We start from the raw sequence: 16,978 nt of genomic DNA on the forward strand, positions 1-16,978 counted from the left end.
AATTATGATCTCAGTGGAACTTATATATGTTTTATTTTTTTTAACCAGTTCAAAGGTATGTCCAATTTTTTAATACTAATTATTAATTAGACGAAAGGCTTAATTATTCCGACAAACGGTTATTTTTTCTCAATCAGAAGCATTTTTATTTCCAACCTCCACCTAAAGCTCTGTACAAATTAACAACAGCCTGCAGTTTTTGGAGGTTGTCGTTTATACCGCTTAACTGCGCTGCTAACAAATTTTGTTCTGAAGTTAATACGTCTGTATAATTGGTTGCTGAACTATATTCTAAAAGCTGTTGTGTGTAATCTACAGCTTTTTCTAAAGCTTCAATTTGTTTTTTCCTTGAATCTTCTTTAGCAACAGCCATTTCATACGAATACAAAGCATTTGAAACTTCCTGACCTGCTGTTAAAAGACTTTGCTGAAAATTATTGTAAGCTTGTAATTGTTGAGATTGAGCCGTAGTTAATCTCATCTTATTCAATCCTTGATTAAAAATTGGCTGTGTTAAACCTCCAATGATGGAATAGAAAATAGAGTTACTAAAGAAATCTTTCAATTCTAAATTCGAAAATCCGCCGCTTGCTGTAAGCGTTAAACTTGGGTAAAAATAAGTCTTAGCTAAATTTGTTGATTCAAACGCAACTCTGAAATTAAATTCCGCTTGACGGACATCTGGACGATTTTCTAACAATTGAGAAGGTACTCCAACAGCAAGATTTTCTGGAATAATCTGCGTTCCCAATTCTCCTCTATCAATTGGTCCAGGTGCTTGTCCTAATAAGATGTTCAAAGCATTTTCTGTTTCACGAATACTTTGCTTCAAATCTGGAATTAAAACTTCGGCTGCATGCTGGTTTGCTTCACTCTGCACCACTGCTGCGCCTGTTACAATTGCACCTTCTTTTAATGCTTTGATTGTTTCAACATTTTTGATACGACTTGCTAATGTTTCCTCTGTGATTTTTAATGATTTATCGTAAGACAACAATAAAAAGTAGTTGTTGGCAATATCTGCAATTAACTGCGTTTGAACTGCCTGTTTTGCAGCATCTGTCGCTAAGTATGAAGCTAAAGCTGCCCTTTTAGAACTGCTTAATTTTCCCCATATATCAGCTTCCCAAGAAGTGCTTAAGCCTAGTTTGTAAGTTGTTGTCAACGTATTAATATTAATTCCAGCTGGAAAGTTTAGTCCCGCCTGAGATTGTTTATTTCTAGTTACGTTGGCATCAAAATTTAACGTAGGATAGTAAGCCAGTTTGCTTTGGCGTAATGAAGCCTGCGCTTGTATGATATTCTCAATTGCATTCTTCAAATTAAGGTTATTTTCTAATCCTTTTTGAATTAATGCATTTAGTTTTTCATCTTTAAAAATACTCTGCCATGGCATATCAGCAATTGTAGTTGTATCGGCAGAAGCCTGATCACGATACAGCTTATCTGTCGACAGCGTTGTTGGTCGTTCGTACTTTTTGGTAATCGAGCACGCACTTAAAAGTGCGGCTGCAATTACCATAAGAATATATTTATTTGAACTCTTAATCATCTCTTTTTTTAATTAAATTTTACTCTTTGTGAGCTTCTAATAAATGAATTTCCTCATCATCGTCATCGTCATCATAACCATCTTTTGCTGGACCGCTTATTCTCTCCTGCAATGTCTGGAAAATGATAAATAGAACTGGAATAACAAATACTCCTAAAATTGTTCCGATTAACATACCTCCAACAGCTCCTGTACCAATCGATTTGTTACCAACAGCTCCTGCACCAGATGCAAACATCAATGGAACAAGTCCTAAAATAAAGGCGAAAGAAGTCATCAAAATTGGTCTTAAACGTGCTACAGCTCCTTCAATTGCAGCTTGTACAATTGGCAGACCTTTACGTCTTCTGTCTAAGGCAAATTCGACAATCAAAATACCATTCTTCGCCAGAAGTCCAATCAACATGATTAAGGAAATCTGCAGGTAAATGTTACTATTCAATTTGAAAATAATCGAGAATAAATAAGCTCCAGCCAATCCAAACGGAATGGAGAATAATACCGCAAACGGAAGAATATAACTTTCGTACTGAGCACTCAACAAGAAATAAACGAAAACCAAACACAAAATAAAGATGAAAATCGTTTCACTTCCTGAAGCTAATTCCTCACGTGTTAAGCCAGAGAATTCATAACCATAACCAGCCGGAAGATTTTCTGCCGCTACTTCCTGAATTGCTTTAATAGCATCTCCAGAACTGTAACCTGGTTTTGGTGCTCCCGTAATCGAAATAGAGGTAAACAAGTTAAATCTCGAAATAGATTCTGGTCCAAAAACTCTCGTCATTTTTACAAACTCTGTAATTGGCGCCATTGTTCCTGCACTATTACGTACAAAGATTTTATTTAATCCCTGTGTGTTAGCTCTAAACTCTGGAGAAGCCTGAACCATTACACGGTATTGTTTCCCGAATTTATTAAAGTTCGAAGCGTATAATCCACCATAATAACCCTGCATCGTTGACAAGATTGTATTTACAGAAACTCCCGCATCTTTCGCTTTCGCTAAATTAATATCCATCATATATTGAGGGAAACCAGGATTAAATGGAGTTGTCGCATACTGGATTTCTGGACGTTCAGCTAATTTTGCAAGGAATTCATTATTCACTTTATAGAATTCAGAAGTCGTGTGACCACCTTTATCCTGCAGCTGGAATTCGAATCCACCACTTTGACCAAAACCTTGAATGGTTGGCGGCGAAATAAAGAATATACTCGCTTCGCGAATACCGCTTGTTTTGGCAAAAAGCTGTCCAATTACATCATCTACACTAAGATCTCTCTGATCCCAAGGATATAACTTTACAATAACCATACTGTATGCACTACCCGCACCTGCAGTAAAGTTCTGCCCCACAATACGAAGTGTATTTTTAACTCCTGGAATAGTTTTAGCAATACTGTCTACTTTTTTAGCCATTATATCAGAACGCTCCATAGAAGCTGATGGCGGCAAACTGATATTAGCAAAAACTGTCCCTTGATCTTCTGAAGGAACGAAAGCAGACGGCGTAGTTTTCATCATATAAAATAATCCCAAACCTGCTATTAAAATCGAAGCTAAAACAATCCATTTTTTTACAGAAAGGAAACTTACCGAACGCTTGTATCTTTGAGTTACATTATCAAATGCAACGTTAAATGAAGTATAAAAACGCTGTAAATAACTTTTATGTTTATGATCGTCAGCATGCGGTTTTAATAAAAGCGCACACAAAGCTGGACTCAATGTCAAGGCGTTTACAGCCGAAAGGATAATCGCTACAGCCAGTGTAATACCAAATTGCTTGTAGAAAACCCCTGTTGATCCTGTAATAAATGTTACCGGAATAAATACCGCCGCCATTACCAAAGTAATCGAAATAATCGCTCCAGAAATTTCGTCCATGGCATGAATTGTCGCTTTTTTAGCCGATTTATATCCGTGGTCGAGTTTGGCGTGAACCGCCTCAACAACCACAATCGCATCATCGACGACAATACCAATGGCCAGAACCATCGCGAAAAGCGTTAATAAGTTAATCGTAAATCCGAATAAATTTAGGAAGAAGAATGTTCCCACAATCGCAACTGGAACCGCGATTGCTGGAATTAAAGTCGATCTAAAATCTTGAAGGAAAATAAATACTACGATGAAAACTAATATAAAAGCTTCGATCAAAGTATGAATAACTTTCTCAATAGAAGCATCTAGATTTTCATTGACGTCAACCATAATGGTATATTTCATTCCTTTTGGAAAACTCTTTGCGGCTTCTTCAATTAATTTTTTAGAATTAATAATTACATCACGAGCGTTTGATCCTGGAGTCTGGCTGATTGCCATTGCTGCAGATTCTACACCGTTTGTTTTAATTGTTGACGAATAACTTAAAGATCCTAACTCTACTTTAGCCACATCCTTAAGTCTCAGCATTTGGCCGTTTCCGACAGATTTTATAATAATATCCTCAAATTCCTGAGCACTTGTTAAACGTCCTTTGTATTTAATTACATATTGAAACGCTTGGTTTCCGTTTTCACCAAATTTACCTGGCGCTGCTTCGATATTCTGCTCTGCCAAAGCTGCTGAAATATCACTCGGAATCAATTTGTATTGCTGCATTACATCTGGTTTCAGCCAGATTCTCATCGAGTAATCTTTTGCACCGAAAACGGTTACATCTCCTACCCCAACAACACGCTGAATCTGCGGTACAAGGTTGATCTTCGCATAATTTTGAAGAAACGTTTGATCGTAAGCTTTGTCATCACTATATAAAGAGAAAATCAATAAGTTACTACTCTGGCTTTTAGTTACCGTAACCCCAGCCTGAGTTACCTCTACAGGCAGTAAACTTGTTGCTCTAGAAACCCTGTTTTGAACGTTTACCGCTGCTAAATCAGGATTTGTTCCAACTTTAAAGAAGATTTTAATAGAAGCATTACCATCGTTAGTTGCTGTAGAAGTCATGTAAGTCATGTTCTCTACACCATTAATCTGCTCTTCCAACGGAATAACGATACTTTTAAGTACAACGTCGGCATTGGCTCCAGTATAACTTGCAGCTACGTTTACCGTAGGCGGTGCGATATCCGGATATTGGGAAATCGGTAACTCAATTAGGCCTAAAACACCTAAGATGACGATAATAACAGATATTACCGTCGAGAGTACGGGTCTTTGTATAAATTTTTTAAACATTCTTTTTTATTTTAAGTCAGCATAAACCATTTCTGGTTTTTGTTTTTGAGCTTTAATTTCAGTTCCTTCTTTTAAAGAAGCTACTCCTTCTAATACAATTTCGTCTCCTGGTTTTAAACCGCTTGTTACCACATAATAATTTCCTGCTGAATTATCTAGTATCGTGATATTAGCATTTTTCGTTTTTCCGTCTTTTCCTAAAACTACCGCGAAAATTTTATCTTGAAGTTCAAAAGTGGCACTTTGCGGCACAATTATAGCATCTTTTACATCAGTAGGAATTCTTACTGTTGTGCTGCTTCCGCTTCTAATAATTCCTTTTGGATTAGGAAAACGAGCTCTGATATTTACCGAACCAGTTTCTGTATTAATCAATCCGTTTACCGTTTCAATATGTCCTTTTTCTTCATAAACAGAACCATCTGAAAGCAGTAAAGAAACTGCCGGCATACTTTTGATTTTTTGTGTTAAAGAAGCTCCCGTATTATTGTTTTGAGTGAAATTTAAAAGCATTTTTTCGTTCATGGCGAAGTATGCATAAACGTTACCAATGCTTGAAACAGTTGTTAAAGGTTCTGTAGTGTTTGAACTTACCAAACTTCCTAAACGAAACGGAATTGAACCAACAACTCCATTTACCGGACTTGTAACTGTTGTATATCCCAAATTGGTTTTTGCATTTACTAAAGCCGCATTTGCCTGAGCTAATGTTGCCTGAGCCGACTCATAAGTATATTGAGCCGATTCTAAATCATATTTACTGATAATACCTTTTTCTACCAACGGCTTTACTTTATTTACAGCCAATATAGCTGCACTTAAATCTGCCTGAGCACTTTTAATACTTGCAGTTGCAGTACGAACTTGCTGCTCATATTCTGGTGCACTGATTTTGAACAAAGGCTGTCCAGCTTTTACAACAGCTCCTTCATCAACAAAGATCTTATCAATGTATCCTTCAACTCTTGGTCGAATTTCTATATTTTGCTGTCCTTGAATACTAGCAGGAAAATCGCTGTTTAATGTAGCAGATTCCGGCTGTAATGTCACAGTTTTATACTCTTTTATCTGCGGTGCGCCCCCAGCCTGAGCCGATTTATCATTTTTACCGCAAGAAGCGATAACAATTGATGCTGCGAGAATACTTAAAAATGATTGCTTATTCATTGTGAAAAATGTGTAATTATCGATTATATGTAGACAAAATAACTAAAATATAACTAACGAAAATTTTCAAATAGACGAAGAGCGAGAGAGAATCGATAAAGGTAAGCTGACGACCGATGGAATTTTTCCAAATATTAAACAAGCGTTTAATTTTATCTTATCGACTCTAAAATGCTTTTTAGAGACTCTAAATCAGTCTTGGACGATTGCCCAAAATTTATGTTTAAATAAAATGTAATATTGTCCTTAAAACGATAAATTATAATGACACCTAACTTTTTCAGACCCTACTTATTCACCGGATTACACATTCTTGGATGGTGTTTGTTAGGATATATTATGCTGTTTTACATCCCATTAACTTGGAATGTTGTGCTTCCGTCAGCATTTTGGCTTTGGCAGAGTATTGTGCTTTTTTTATTGATTGTTGTTTTTTATTCGACAGCAAAAATTATTGTGCCAAAAACAATTATTAAAGACAATACTTCTCTTTTTTTACTTTGGGCATTTCTCTCTATTTTCAGCATGCAGCTAATTGCTTATTTTTATACCTCTCAGACAGATCTTCATAATCAAATCAGTAAAGCTATTGGTTTTACAAAGTATAAAAATCCTTATTTCGATAATTACGTTTTTACGCTTACGCTTCTGGTTTTAGGAATAAGTACCAGCTGGGCAATGCTGCAATATTGGCAAAAAGCCGCACAGCATAAACAAAAATTAGAACAGGATAAAACAGCCGCAGAATTAGCAATGCTGAAAGCACAGATTAATCCGCATTTTTTCTTTAATTCATTAAACAGCATCTATTCACTTACTTATACTGATATTGAAGATTCGAGAAATGCACTTCATACTTTAAGCCGTATGATGCGTTATTTGCTTTACAGCACCGAAGGAGAACGAACAACATTATTAAAAGAAGTAGAATTTCTAAAGGATTTTATTGCTTTAATGAAACTTCGTGCGAACCGAAAATTAACTATCACTACAGAAATTCCCGAAAAACTTCATGATTACCCAATTGTTCCCATGTTATTATTACCTTTAGTAGAAAATGCTTTTAAACATGGTATTCATGCCACAGATAAAAGCGAAATACACATTAAACTTTCACAAAATGGTACTGATTTAGAATTTGAAGTAGAAAATACTTTCTTCGAAAAAACAACAGTTACTAATGAAGGCGGAATTGGTTTAACAAATACCAAAAGAAGATTACACTTGATTTACCCAAATCATCATTTCATCACTTTTGGAGTTACCGACCACGGAACATATAAAATTAAATTGAAAATAACTTTAGAGCAATGACCGTATTAAAATGCATAGCAGTAGATGATGAACCTTTAGCTTTAAAACTCGTAGAAACGTTTATACAGCAGACTCCCTTTTTAGAATTAATTTCAACCTGCGACAATGCTGTTGAAGCTATGGGATTAATTAGGGAAACAAAACCTGATGTTGTTTTCTTAGATATCAATATGCCAAACTTGACCGGAATGGAACTGGCAAGACTTATACAAGATCAGCCTGGACCTCTGCCAAAGATTATTTTTACTACTGCTTACAATCATTATGCAATTGAAGGATATAAAGTAAATGCTGTAGATTATCTTTTAAAACCTTTTAGTTACGAAGAATTTCTCCGCGCTTCTACGAAGGTTTTACAATTATCTGAAGAAGCAAACAATCAGTTTCAAAATATTGCTGCAGACGATGAATTTATCTTTTTAAAAGTAGAATATCAATGGGTTAGAATCTCGTTAAAAGATATTTGCTATATAGAAAGTTTAAAAGATTATGTAAAAGTTCATCTTGAAGATTCTCAGAAAGCTTTACTGTCACTTATATCACTTAAGGCTTTAGAAGAAAAACTTCCTTCATCAAAATTTATGCGTGTTCATCGTTCTTTTATTGTATCTCTGGACAAAATTAGTGCTATCAGCAAAAACTCGATTTTTATTGATAAAATAGAAATTACGGTTGGTGAACAGTACAAAGAAGCTTTTAAAATAGTAGTCGATAAATGGCTTAAATAAATTAGAATTATAAAAATTATGGAAAAAAGATCAAATAAATATTACCTGACTTTAAGTCTTAAAGAATACGCTAACGGTGCAACAGAACCAGCAAAAGAGCTTGGAATTGAGTTTGACAATCACGATGAAATTTTCGGAATCATCGAAAAAATCAAAGAAAAAAACATCTTTGCCGATCAGTCAGAAGCTGTTCAATTTGCTTTGGGACTAAAATTATTCAGTGAGATTAAACTAAAAAATCGCAAAAATCCTCTTTTTGACGAATTAAATGAAGTTTTTCCTGTTTTTATGAAAAAACTAAAAAGTCTTTAAAAACTCCTTTAAAATTAAGACTTTAGACTCCTTATGCTTTTAAATTATAGTGTTAAATTTCAATAGAAATAAAGATTATCTAATTCTTCTCGGCAATAATTTGAAGGGATTTTCCGTTAAAAATAATGCATGTCCCACTAGATGCTTTTCCAAAAGAAGTTTAATTTCTATTTGAAATTCTTTTGCTTCATATAAAATGGCATAAGTATTTAGGCAAATCTAAATTGAAGATAAAACGGAGAATTTCATTTGAAACTGACCTTTTCATATTTAATGAATCTCTAAAAAAGAATATTCTTTTTCGATTGTTGGATAATGCAAAATTTATTTTTTAACCATTAAAATGAAAGCATTATGATAATTAAAAAAAGTATTTTTTCTTCTTGCTGGGGTCTTAGCTTTAAGCAGCTGCTCCAACAATGATAATGATGATAGTACCAATATAGGGCCGACTGGGCCGCCGGTAGAAACAGGTACGGCAAATACAACTTACACACCTGCATTTTCTGGACAAACGCGTGCAGGAAGTATTCAAACCACAACAGAAATTGAATCTAAAGTTATCACCAACGGTTTAAGCGCTCCTTGGGGAGTTGCTTACCTTCCAGATGGACGTCTGTTGGTAACCGAAAAAGCAGGTAAAATAAAAATTGTTACACAAGCTGGAGTTATAAGTAATGCCTTAACAGGAGTTCCTGCTGTAAATCCAGCAGATCAAGGCGGATTATTAGGAATTTGTCTTGATCCTGCATTTGCAACAAACCGCATGATTTATTGGGCTTTTTCTGAAGTAGTAGCAGGCGGAAATATTACAGCTGTTGCAAAAGGAAGAATCTCAGATAATGATACAGCAATTGAAAATGCAACTGTAATCTATCGTTCTAATACACCAAATAACAGCACATTACATTACGGAGGCCGTGTATTATTTGACAAAACTGGAAATTTATTTGTGAGCATTGGCGAAAGATCTGTATTAGAAACTCGTCCACTCGCACAGGCAGCAAACAGCAGTTTAGGTAAAATTGTACGCATTACTACGAATGGACAAGCTGCACCTGGAAATCCAGTTTTCTCGCAAACTGGCGCTTTACCAGAGTTATACACTATCGGACATAGAAACCCACAAGGACTGGCTCTTCACCCAACAACTGGAGAATTATGGCAGAGCGAACACGGACCAAGAGGCGGTGATGAAATTAACCGAATCACAGCCGGAGCAAACTACGGCTGGCCAACTATTACATACGGAATTGAATACAGCGGCGCCAAAGTTGGCGAAGGTATTCAGCAGCAAACTGGAATGGAACAGCCTGTATATTACTGGGATCCTGTTGTTTCACCAAGTGGAATGACTTTTTACGCAGGAAACCGTGTACCTGAGTGGCAAAATAATCTTTTCATAGGAGCATTAAGTGGCATGCATATTGTTCGTTTAGCTTTTAAGGATAATAAAGTAGCTGGAGAAGAAAGATTATTGGCTGGTGAGGGACAAAGATTTAGAGATATCACACAAGGAAAAGATGAAGCATTATACGCCGTTACTGATCAAGGAAGACTTTACAAAATTGATAAAAAACAGAAGTAAACTAAACTTGTTCATTTATATTAGCCAAAAAACGCCCCAATTATGGGGCGTTTCGTATTTTATAAAATAAAGAATTAATTAAGCTTTAGCTTTTCTTTTTACTGTACAGCCAATTTCTTTAGTTTGGGTAATTGCTGGTTTTTGACCGCTCTTTAGAGATGCAATAACATCTTCGGCATATTTTACTTTATCTGCTTTATTTCCTTCTGGATCATTGTCGATTGCTCCAACATATTCTACAATATTTCCTTTTGAGGTTTTAGAAACGATGAAAATATGCGGTGTACGTTTTGCACCGTACTCGTCAGTAATTTTTTGTCCTGGATCAAATAAATATGGGAAAGGATATTTTTTACTTTTTGCCAAGTCTTGCATTTTAGAAAAAGTATCTGCTGTAGAAGCTTCTGGGTCATTTGGATTGATTGCAATTACAGGATATCCTTGTGGTCTGAATTTTTTATCTAAATCGATAATTCTTTGCTCATAACCAATCGCATACGGACAAGTGTTGCAAGTAAAAACTACGATATAACCTTTTGCATCTTTAAAAGTTCCAAAAGAAACTTCTTTGTTGTCAACATTTTTCAGTTTAAAATCTGGTGCAGTATCTCCAGCTTTAAGAGTTGTAGTTTGTGCCTGAGAAAGAAAGGCAGAAAATGCCAATGCTAGTAATAAAATTATTTTTTTCATGGTTTAAGGATTTATAGTTTTTTATATTCAGTTAATAATTGTTCGTATGTAAATTCCGTCTCGACAAATTTTCGTTTATCATTTTTAATAAATAACGTTGCTGGAATACTTCCTGACCAGCTTGGATCGATTCGGTCGATAAATTCCTGCGGACTGCTTTCGTTTAAAAGAAAAACTTCGTTTTTAAGATTTTTTCTTTTTACAAACGGAATTACGTTCGATTCTAGTTTAGACTTAAAATCTAAACTTACCAATAAAACAGCCAGTTTGTCTGACTTATGTTCTGCTTTTAATTTCTCGAAATGAGGTAATTCTTTGATGCAGGGTGCACACCAAGTTGCCCAAAAATTCACAACATACGTACTGTCCTTTCCGTTTTTAATTCTTTCATTAAGTTGATTTATATTCAAGAGCTTTACGTTCTGGCTATAAGCCGAAACTGAAAAAATACTAATTAGAAAGATATAGTAAAAAGACTTGATTTTCATAAGAATACAATGCTTTAGGATTAAATTGTGCCTTACAAATATAAAGCAATGAAATCTTACTTTTTGTTAATAAAAGTTTAATAGGTTTTAATTTATACAGAAACTCATATAAGCTTTGTGCATTGAATTTTGATAGTCACATTTTATTGACTAATTGACTTATGATTATTTACAAACGAACTTTGTCGAAAATAAAAAACAGTTGTTATGAAAATACTTTCGCTGTTATTAATCATGATTTGCAGTTTAAGCTGTCAATCTCAAACAAATTCAAAAATGAATGAAAATAAAACAAATCCGCTATTATGCGATCCAATAAGCGGAACATGTGAAATTCCAATAAGCGAAAATTCTAATGAAACCGCTAATATTCAAATTGAAAATAAACCTATAAAAATCATTTATTACACAGACCCTATTTGCTCGTCGTGCTGGGGAATAGAACCTCAACTTAGAAAATTAAAACTGGAATACGGCGATTATTTTGATATTGAGTACAGGATGGGCGGTTTACTACCAGATTGGAGTTATAATAGCGGCGGTATAAGCAAACCTTCAGATGTTGCACATCATTGGGATGAAGCAAGTTTACATTACGAAATGCCAATTGATGGAGATGTTTGGCTTGAAGATCCGTTAGATTCTTCTTATCCGTCATGCATTGCTATGAAAGCTGCGCAGATACAGGGGAAAGAAAAAGCAGTAAAATTTATGAGAATCCTACGTGAGAAATTATATCTCAAAAAGAAAAACATAGCAAAATGGGAAAATATTGTAGAAGTTGCGAAAATCGCAAATCTTAATGTCGAAAAACTAAAAACAGATTATGATGGTGATGCAAAAAAGCTTTTTCAAGAAGATTTAAATTATGGCAAAACTCTTGGAGTAAGAGGTTTCCCAACGCTTTTTTTTGCTGATGAAAACAATAATAAATTAACTATTTACGGTTCTAAACCATATGCTTCTTACGAGAATGCTTTACTGGCTTTATTTCCAGAAGCAAAAAAGAAAAGTATCGTAAAAGAAAATCCTTTATCGATTTTTGAGATATATCCTTCATTAGCGCCAAAAGAATTTGCCGTAATTCATGACATTTCTGTTAACGACGCAAAAATTATATTAGAGGAGTTACATGAAAAAGGAAAGTTAGATAGAGTGTCTATAAAAAATGGTTCGCTTTACAGTAAGTAATTTTAAAATGTCCCATGGAACATTTCATTGGTAGAAAATAAATATTTTTCTAGATATCATCCCGTAGGCATGTTTGGGTCATGAATTTGATTATTTAAAATATTGTCATTTCAACAATCAAACGTTCCTACGGAACGTAAAATCAATACATTTATTTTTTTTTCTACCAATGAGATGTTCCTAACGGAACATTTAAAAATTCTTGATCTACATAAAAATTTGAAAATATTATAATAGAAAATCAAAAGTTCCTACGGAACGTAAATTCGATACATTTTTTTTTCTCTACCAATGAGATGTTCCTAACGGAACATTTTAAAATTCTTGATCTACATAAAATTTGGAAATATTATAATAGAAAATCAAACGTTCCTACGGAACGTAAATTCGATACATTTATTTTTTTTCTACCGATGAGATGTTCCTAACGGAACATTTATGACTCTTTTATTTTTCTAAAATTCAATGAATTTTCTACCCTATTACTCACTTATAAAATAACATAAAAATCCAAACCATGTTCCGTTAGGAACATCTCATCGGTAGAAAAAATCATGTATCTAGTGTCGTCCCGTAGGGACGTTTGGAATTTAAAGAATTGGCTCTTTAAAATTATGCGATTGCGACAATCAAACGTTCCTACAGAACGTAAAATCAATACATTTATTTTTTTTTCTACCGATGAGATGTTCCTAACGGAACATTTAAAAATTCTTGATCTACATAAAAATTTGAAAATATTATAATAGAAAATCAAAAGTTCCTACGGAACGTAAATTCGATACATTTTTTTTTCTCTACCAATGAGATGTTCCTAACGGAACATTTTAAAATTCTTGATCTACATAAAATTTGGAAATATTATAATAGAAAATCAAACGTTCCTACGGAACGTAAATTCGATACATTTATTTTTTTTCTACCGATGAGATGTTCCTAACGGAACATTTATGACTCTTTTATTTTTCTAAAATTCAATGAATTTTCTACCCTATTACTCACTTATAAAATAACATAAAAATCCAAACCATGTTCCGTTAGGAACATCTCATCGGTAGAAAAAATTATGTATCTAGTGTCGTCCCGTAGGGACGTTTGGAATTTAAAGAATTGGCTCTTTAAAATTATGCGATTGCGACAATCAAACGTTCCTACAGAACGTAAAATCAATACATTTATTTTTTTTTCTACCGATGAGATGTTCCTAACGGAACATTTATGACTCTTTTATTTTTTTTAAATTCAATGAATTTTATACTCTATTTACTTACTTATAAAACAACATAAAAATCCAAACCATGTTCCGTTAGGAACATTTCATTGGTAGAAAAAATGTTTGTTTTTTTGTGTCGTCCCGTAGGGACGATTGGAATTTAGACAATTGGCTCTTTAAAAATGTATTGGTCATTATATTCAATTTCAAATGCTTTTAGTAATTTTTGATATTCTTCTAAAAAAGATTCTTTTTTATGATGCTCTTCTTGGTTTTGGATATAACGAATTACATTCGGCACATGACTTCTTGAATAAGAAAAAGCACCATAACCCTCTTGCCATGCAAAATTTGGAGACAGTTTTTCCTCTTTAATCCATTTGCTGGTTTCTGTTTTTAAATTTTGAATAAAGGATGAAATAGATTGTGTTGGTCGCATCCCTATAAATATATGAATGTGATCTGGCATACTATTTACACAAAGCATTTTATGTTGATTTGATTGTACAATACCAGTTATGTATTGATGTAATCTGTCTTTCCATTCTTTTCCAATTAATCCTTTTCTAAATTTTACTGCAAAAACAAATTGTATGTGTATTTGTGTATATGTATTTGCCATATGATTTCTACCGATTAATGTTCCTTTTGTACAAATTTCCAAAATGCTAAAAATCGATATATCTCATAGAAGTCATTAAAATATCATTTTAAGCTAAATCTTAAAAAACACAGAAAAGCCGCAAGATAACTTGCGACTTTTGTAAATTATTGTTGGTTACTTTTCAGATCTCTTCCAAAATCAATTCTGCAACTGCATCGATTGCTTGATTGATTATACTTTCAGGATTTCCTTCAAACTCAAAATGTCTGGCAATTTCTTTTTCTGCAATAATAATATGTATAAAAATGGTTCCTACTGGTTTTTCTTCACTTTCGCTTCCGCCTGGAGTTGTAAGACCAGTGAGGGCAACACAGATATCTGAGCTAATATAACGACAAAAATTCTGTGCCATCAATTTAGTCACCTCGGCAGATTCTGCGCTGTATTTTTCTATTGTTCCCCAAGGAATATGCAGTAAATCTTCTTTCATAGAAGAATGGTAACTTACTATCCCTCCTATCAAGATTTTCCCTGAATTAAAAACTGTCGAAAATTCATAACACATTTTTCCAGCAGAAGCACTTTCTGCAAATGATATGGTCAAGTTTTTTTCTATTAGAGCTTGACAGCAAGCGGTCACTTTATGAGATGCCATAATTATTTAATTTTTAATTACTATTTCATATCAAAATTAGAATGTAAGTAATATGGTTATCTTACATAATTTCTTACACTTATTATATTATAAGTAACTGTTAATTATGCAACTATAAATAATTTTCTTGTAAAGGCTTTTAGTTACCTGCTTGTTAAATTTGTAAAACCCTACTTTTTAAGTTTAAAAGTATTACGACAAAAAATTAAAAAAATAGTATTATGGAAAAGCAACACAACCATGATTATGGTCAATTCGACCCTGATTATATAGATCAAAATACTCTTGTAGACGGAACTTATTCAGTTGAAGATGAATATAAACAAGAGCTGAAAAAACACGATGAACGCGAATTTGGTGAAAGTGATCCTGACATCATTGAGCAAAATACGCTAATTGATAATGACAATTACGCAAGGGATGAAGATCCGTATCAATATCAAGAAGAATTTGTAGAAGATCTATCTCATCCAGAACAAGATTTTGAAAAGAATACAAATGTAAGATCTGAGAATATACCAAATCAAGAACGTATTATTAATGAAGATGATGCCATTACAAATGACGATACAGAAGACGACTTGAATGATGAGTATGATCCAGATCTAGATTTAGACAATGATTTGGAGAAAGATGATAATGATGAAGAACTAGATGATTTTGATGCTGAACATTATCCAGAAAACCATCCTAGAGAATAACCATTTATCATAGCTTCAAAACAATTGTTTATGACTATAGTAACACAAATTGTCTGGCTATTTATTTTAGCAATTCCAATTGCCTGTATAAGCTGGACTGTAACGCACGAAGAGATTTTTAGAGAACCGCACGAATGGTGTGTCAGACGTTCTAAAAATGACCGATTTTTAGTATCGAGAAAATTTTTCTACCTCTTTACGTGTGAATATTGTTTTAGCCATTATGTCACAATTGCATTTTTAATTCTTTGTGATTATAAACTTTTGTTAAATGATTGGCGAGGCTATATTTTGGCAGGGTTTTCTCTGGTTTTTACAGCAAATGTCTATATGAGTCTTTTTGCATTGCTGCGTCAGGCGATCAAAAAAGAAAAAGTTGAAATCGAAAAAATCGAAAGTGAAACTGACTCTGAAAAAGAATAAAAATTAAAAAAATAAGTATAACTAAACAAATTATTGTCATGGAGAATTTAAATTTCATAGATCCATTATTACACGGAATTACCCCACAGAATAAATCAATTAATCTTTCGGTTAAACAAATGGTATGCGCAGGAGTTGGTGCACTTTTGGCTTCTGCAGTTTTGAAAAAAACAGGACATCCAAAAGCTAGTGCTGTTGTTGGAAGTATTGCACTGCCAATTTTAGCTTCGGCTTGTTATAAAAAGTATAGTGAAGTTACTAAAGAAAAAATCGATGCTAAAACAAGCAGTGGTATCGAATACAATCATTAATTATCATATGTGATAAAATCAAAAAAGCCTATAATTAATTTTATAGGCTTTCTTTTTATAATCTTCTCTATATAAAAGTATTTATTTTTCCTTTTGAGTAGAAATTTTACAGTACTACTATTCAAAGGATGTGTTATAGGATCTTATTTTACCTCGATATTTCCTTCAACCCAATTTAAGGCTTTATTAAAATCTACTTTTTTAAAACCTTTAAATTCTCCTGGAACAATATAACTAAATCCGTTTGTGAACGAAATAATTTCTTCAGTATCTGTAATGATTGCTGCTCTATTCCATTTTCCTAGATGTTTTAATCCTAAAAGAGCGTCCTCAAGCCACGCTCCAGCCGTAAAGTTTTTAATATCTGTATCGAGGACCAATAAAAAATTAATTTCGTTGGTTTGTTTCACTAAATGTTCAACTGCAGGAACTACTGCTGTTAAAAAATCTTCTTTGGTTACTTCTGCTAATGCTCTAAATGCAACTATGTTATCGGTAGTGTCAATTTGATGTATCATGATTTTTACACTTTTTTTGAGTTATTAATTTGAGTTTTATTCTTTGATATTTTTAGAAAACAGTTGTATTCAAAATACCAAAATCCATCTCAAATGTACTGATTCAATGATAGTTAAATCTTATATTTTTTCATTTGATTATTATATATTTTGAAGGTTCTGAGGTGCTGAGAGGCTAAGGTGCTGAGTTTTTCACATTGGACGCATCCATAGATTAATTGAAAATCAGTTTTTAAAATTAAATGGATATTCGTTGTGTAGACGCACTGCGGTGCGTCTCTACAAAATACATATCCAATACAAAACCTGTGAACCTTTGGACCTTTGCAACTTACA

General features: G+C 33.5%; 16 protein-coding genes. 8 read left to right on the forward strand and 8 right to left on the reverse strand.

Annotation, left to right across the window (positions count from 1 at the left end; genetic code table 11):
• Positions 1-145 precede the first annotated feature (145 nt).
• From QE431_RS12495 to QE431_RS12505, 3 genes are read right to left on the reverse strand one after another with little or no spacing between them, the layout of a single operon-like run.
• Complete coding sequence (locus tag QE431_RS12495) at positions 146-1,552, reverse strand: efflux transporter outer membrane subunit (RefSeq protein ID WP_307296328.1); 1,407 nt, start codon at positions 1,550-1,552, stop codon at positions 146-148.
• A gap of 19 nt (positions 1,553-1,571) precedes the next feature.
• Positions 1,572-4,739 carry an efflux RND transporter permease subunit gene (locus QE431_RS12500; protein ID WP_057116117.1) on the reverse strand — a complete coding sequence of 1,056 codons (3,168 nt, stop codon included), beginning with the start codon at positions 4,737-4,739 and terminating at the stop codon, positions 1,572-1,574.
• A 6-nt stretch (positions 4,740-4,745) separates the two neighbouring features.
• Entirely contained in the window at positions 4,746-5,906 is a 1,161-nt protein-coding gene (locus tag QE431_RS12505; RefSeq protein WP_307296331.1) for an efflux RND transporter periplasmic adaptor subunit, read from the reverse strand.
• A 264-nt stretch (positions 5,907-6,170) separates the two neighbouring features.
• Between QE431_RS12505 and QE431_RS12510 the strand changes: the two genes are divergently transcribed.
• The 4 genes from QE431_RS12510 (at position 6,171) to QE431_RS12525 (ending at position 9,848) form a co-directional block, all read left to right on the forward strand.
• A complete protein-coding gene (locus QE431_RS12510) occupies positions 6,171-7,220 on the forward strand; it encodes a sensor histidine kinase (protein ID WP_057116119.1) in 1,050 nt (349 codons plus the stop codon).
• The gene (locus tag QE431_RS12515; RefSeq protein WP_057116120.1) at positions 7,217-7,948 is read left to right on the forward strand and encodes a LytTR family DNA-binding domain-containing protein; all 732 of its coding nucleotides are present in this window, start codon (positions 7,217-7,219) and stop codon (positions 7,946-7,948) included. The genes QE431_RS12510 and QE431_RS12515 overlap by 4 nt, the downstream gene beginning before the upstream one ends.
• A gap of 18 nt (positions 7,949-7,966) precedes the next feature.
• Positions 7,967-8,260, forward strand: a complete 294-nt coding sequence (locus QE431_RS12520) for a DUF3861 domain-containing protein (protein ID WP_281865866.1) — start codon at positions 7,967-7,969, stop codon at positions 8,258-8,260.
• A gap of 619 nt (positions 8,261-8,879) precedes the next feature.
• Positions 8,880-9,848 carry a PQQ-dependent sugar dehydrogenase gene (locus tag QE431_RS12525; RefSeq protein WP_373428914.1) on the forward strand — a complete coding sequence of 323 codons (969 nt, stop codon included), beginning with the start codon at positions 8,880-8,882 and terminating at the stop codon, positions 9,846-9,848.
• 78 nt (positions 9,849-9,926) lie between these two features.
• Here QE431_RS12525 and QE431_RS12530 read toward each other — a convergent pair whose 3' ends face one another.
• Positions 9,927-10,538, reverse strand: coding sequence for a thioredoxin family protein (locus QE431_RS12530; RefSeq protein ID WP_281865868.1), 612 nt, complete (start codon positions 10,536-10,538; stop codon positions 9,927-9,929).
• A gap of 11 nt (positions 10,539-10,549) precedes the next feature.
• On the reverse strand, positions 10,550-10,948 hold the full coding sequence (locus tag QE431_RS12535; protein ID WP_307296336.1) for a TlpA disulfide reductase family protein: 399 nt from the start codon (positions 10,946-10,948) through the stop codon (positions 10,550-10,552).
• 354 nt (positions 10,949-11,302) lie between these two features.
• On the opposite strand from QE431_RS12535, the gene QE431_RS12540 reads away from it, so the two are divergent.
• Complete coding sequence (locus tag QE431_RS12540; protein WP_307296338.1) at positions 11,303-12,217, forward strand: DsbA family protein; 915 nt, start codon at positions 11,303-11,305, stop codon at positions 12,215-12,217.
• Positions 12,218-13,590: 1,373 nt separating this feature from the next.
• On the opposite strand, the gene tnpA is transcribed toward QE431_RS12540, so the two are convergent.
• Entirely contained in the window at positions 13,591-14,052 is a 462-nt protein-coding gene (tnpA, locus tag QE431_RS12545; protein ID WP_307296340.1) for an IS200/IS605 family transposase, read from the reverse strand.
• 163 nt (positions 14,053-14,215) lie between these two features.
• Positions 14,216-14,689 (reverse strand): CinA family protein, encoded by a 474-nt coding sequence (locus QE431_RS12550; protein WP_057116127.1) that lies wholly within the window; start codon positions 14,687-14,689, stop codon positions 14,216-14,218.
• 221 nt (positions 14,690-14,910) lie between these two features.
• Here QE431_RS12550 and QE431_RS12555 point away from each other — a divergent pair, with 221 nt between their 5' ends.
• The 3 genes from QE431_RS12555 to QE431_RS12565 are packed head-to-tail and all read left to right on the forward strand — an operon-like array spanning position 14,911 to position 16,124.
• Positions 14,911-15,390 carry a hypothetical protein gene (locus QE431_RS12555; protein WP_307296343.1) on the forward strand — a complete coding sequence of 160 codons (480 nt, stop codon included), beginning with the start codon at positions 14,911-14,913 and terminating at the stop codon, positions 15,388-15,390.
• A gap of 30 nt (positions 15,391-15,420) precedes the next feature.
• Positions 15,421-15,813, forward strand: a complete 393-nt coding sequence (locus QE431_RS12560) for a hypothetical protein (protein ID WP_134142004.1) — start codon at positions 15,421-15,423, stop codon at positions 15,811-15,813.
• A 38-nt stretch (positions 15,814-15,851) separates the two neighbouring features.
• The gene (locus tag QE431_RS12565) at positions 15,852-16,124 is read left to right on the forward strand and encodes a PrgI family protein (protein ID WP_057116130.1); all 273 of its coding nucleotides are present in this window, start codon (positions 15,852-15,854) and stop codon (positions 16,122-16,124) included.
• Positions 16,125-16,267: 143 nt separating this feature from the next.
• Here the strand turns inward: QE431_RS12565 and QE431_RS12570 are convergent, their stop codons facing one another.
• On the reverse strand, positions 16,268-16,642 hold the full coding sequence (locus QE431_RS12570) for an STAS/SEC14 domain-containing protein (protein WP_057116131.1): 375 nt from the start codon (positions 16,640-16,642) through the stop codon (positions 16,268-16,270).
• Between the last annotated feature and the right edge of the window lie 336 nt (positions 16,643-16,978).

Source organism: Flavobacterium sp. SORGH_AS_0622 (assembly GCF_030818825.1).
Taxonomy (GTDB): Bacteria; Bacteroidota; Bacteroidia; order Flavobacteriales; family Flavobacteriaceae; genus Flavobacterium.

Excerpts from the sequence above, each read along its gene's own strand:
- QE431_RS12500 (WP_057116117.1), bottom strand. The coding sequence starts at position 4,739 with ATGTTTAAAAAATTTATACAAAGACCCGTACTCTCGACGGTAATATCT.
- QE431_RS12505 (WP_307296331.1), bottom strand. The coding sequence starts at position 5,906 with ATGAATAAGCAATCATTTTTAAGTATTCTCGCAGCATCAATTGTTATC.
- QE431_RS12570 (WP_057116131.1), bottom strand. The coding sequence starts at position 16,642 with ATGATACATCAAATTGACACTACCGATAACATAGTTGCATTTAGAGCA.
- QE431_RS12540 (WP_307296338.1), top strand. The coding sequence starts at position 11,303 with ATGAATGAAAATAAAACAAATCCGCTATTATGCGATCCAATAAGCGGA.
- QE431_RS12550 (WP_057116127.1), bottom strand. The coding sequence starts at position 14,689 with ATGGCATCTCATAAAGTGACCGCTTGCTGTCAAGCTCTAATAGAAAAA.
- QE431_RS12510 (WP_057116119.1), top strand. The coding sequence starts at position 6,171 with ATGACACCTAACTTTTTCAGACCCTACTTATTCACCGGATTACACATT.
- QE431_RS12560 (WP_134142004.1), top strand. The coding sequence starts at position 15,421 with ATGACTATAGTAACACAAATTGTCTGGCTATTTATTTTAGCAATTCCA.
- QE431_RS12565 (WP_057116130.1), top strand. The coding sequence starts at position 15,852 with ATGGAGAATTTAAATTTCATAGATCCATTATTACACGGAATTACCCCA.
- QE431_RS12515 (WP_057116120.1), top strand. The coding sequence starts at position 7,217 with ATGACCGTATTAAAATGCATAGCAGTAGATGATGAACCTTTAGCTTTA.
- QE431_RS12555 (WP_307296343.1), top strand. The coding sequence starts at position 14,911 with ATGGAAAAGCAACACAACCATGATTATGGTCAATTCGACCCTGATTAT.
- QE431_RS12530 (WP_281865868.1), bottom strand. The coding sequence starts at position 10,538 with ATGAAAAAAATAATTTTATTACTAGCATTGGCATTTTCTGCCTTTCTT.
- QE431_RS12495 (WP_307296328.1), bottom strand. The coding sequence starts at position 1,552 with ATGATTAAGAGTTCAAATAAATATATTCTTATGGTAATTGCAGCCGCA.
- QE431_RS12520 (WP_281865866.1), top strand. The coding sequence starts at position 7,967 with ATGGAAAAAAGATCAAATAAATATTACCTGACTTTAAGTCTTAAAGAA.
- tnpA (WP_307296340.1), bottom strand. The coding sequence starts at position 14,052 with ATGGCAAATACATATACACAAATACACATACAATTTGTTTTTGCAGTA.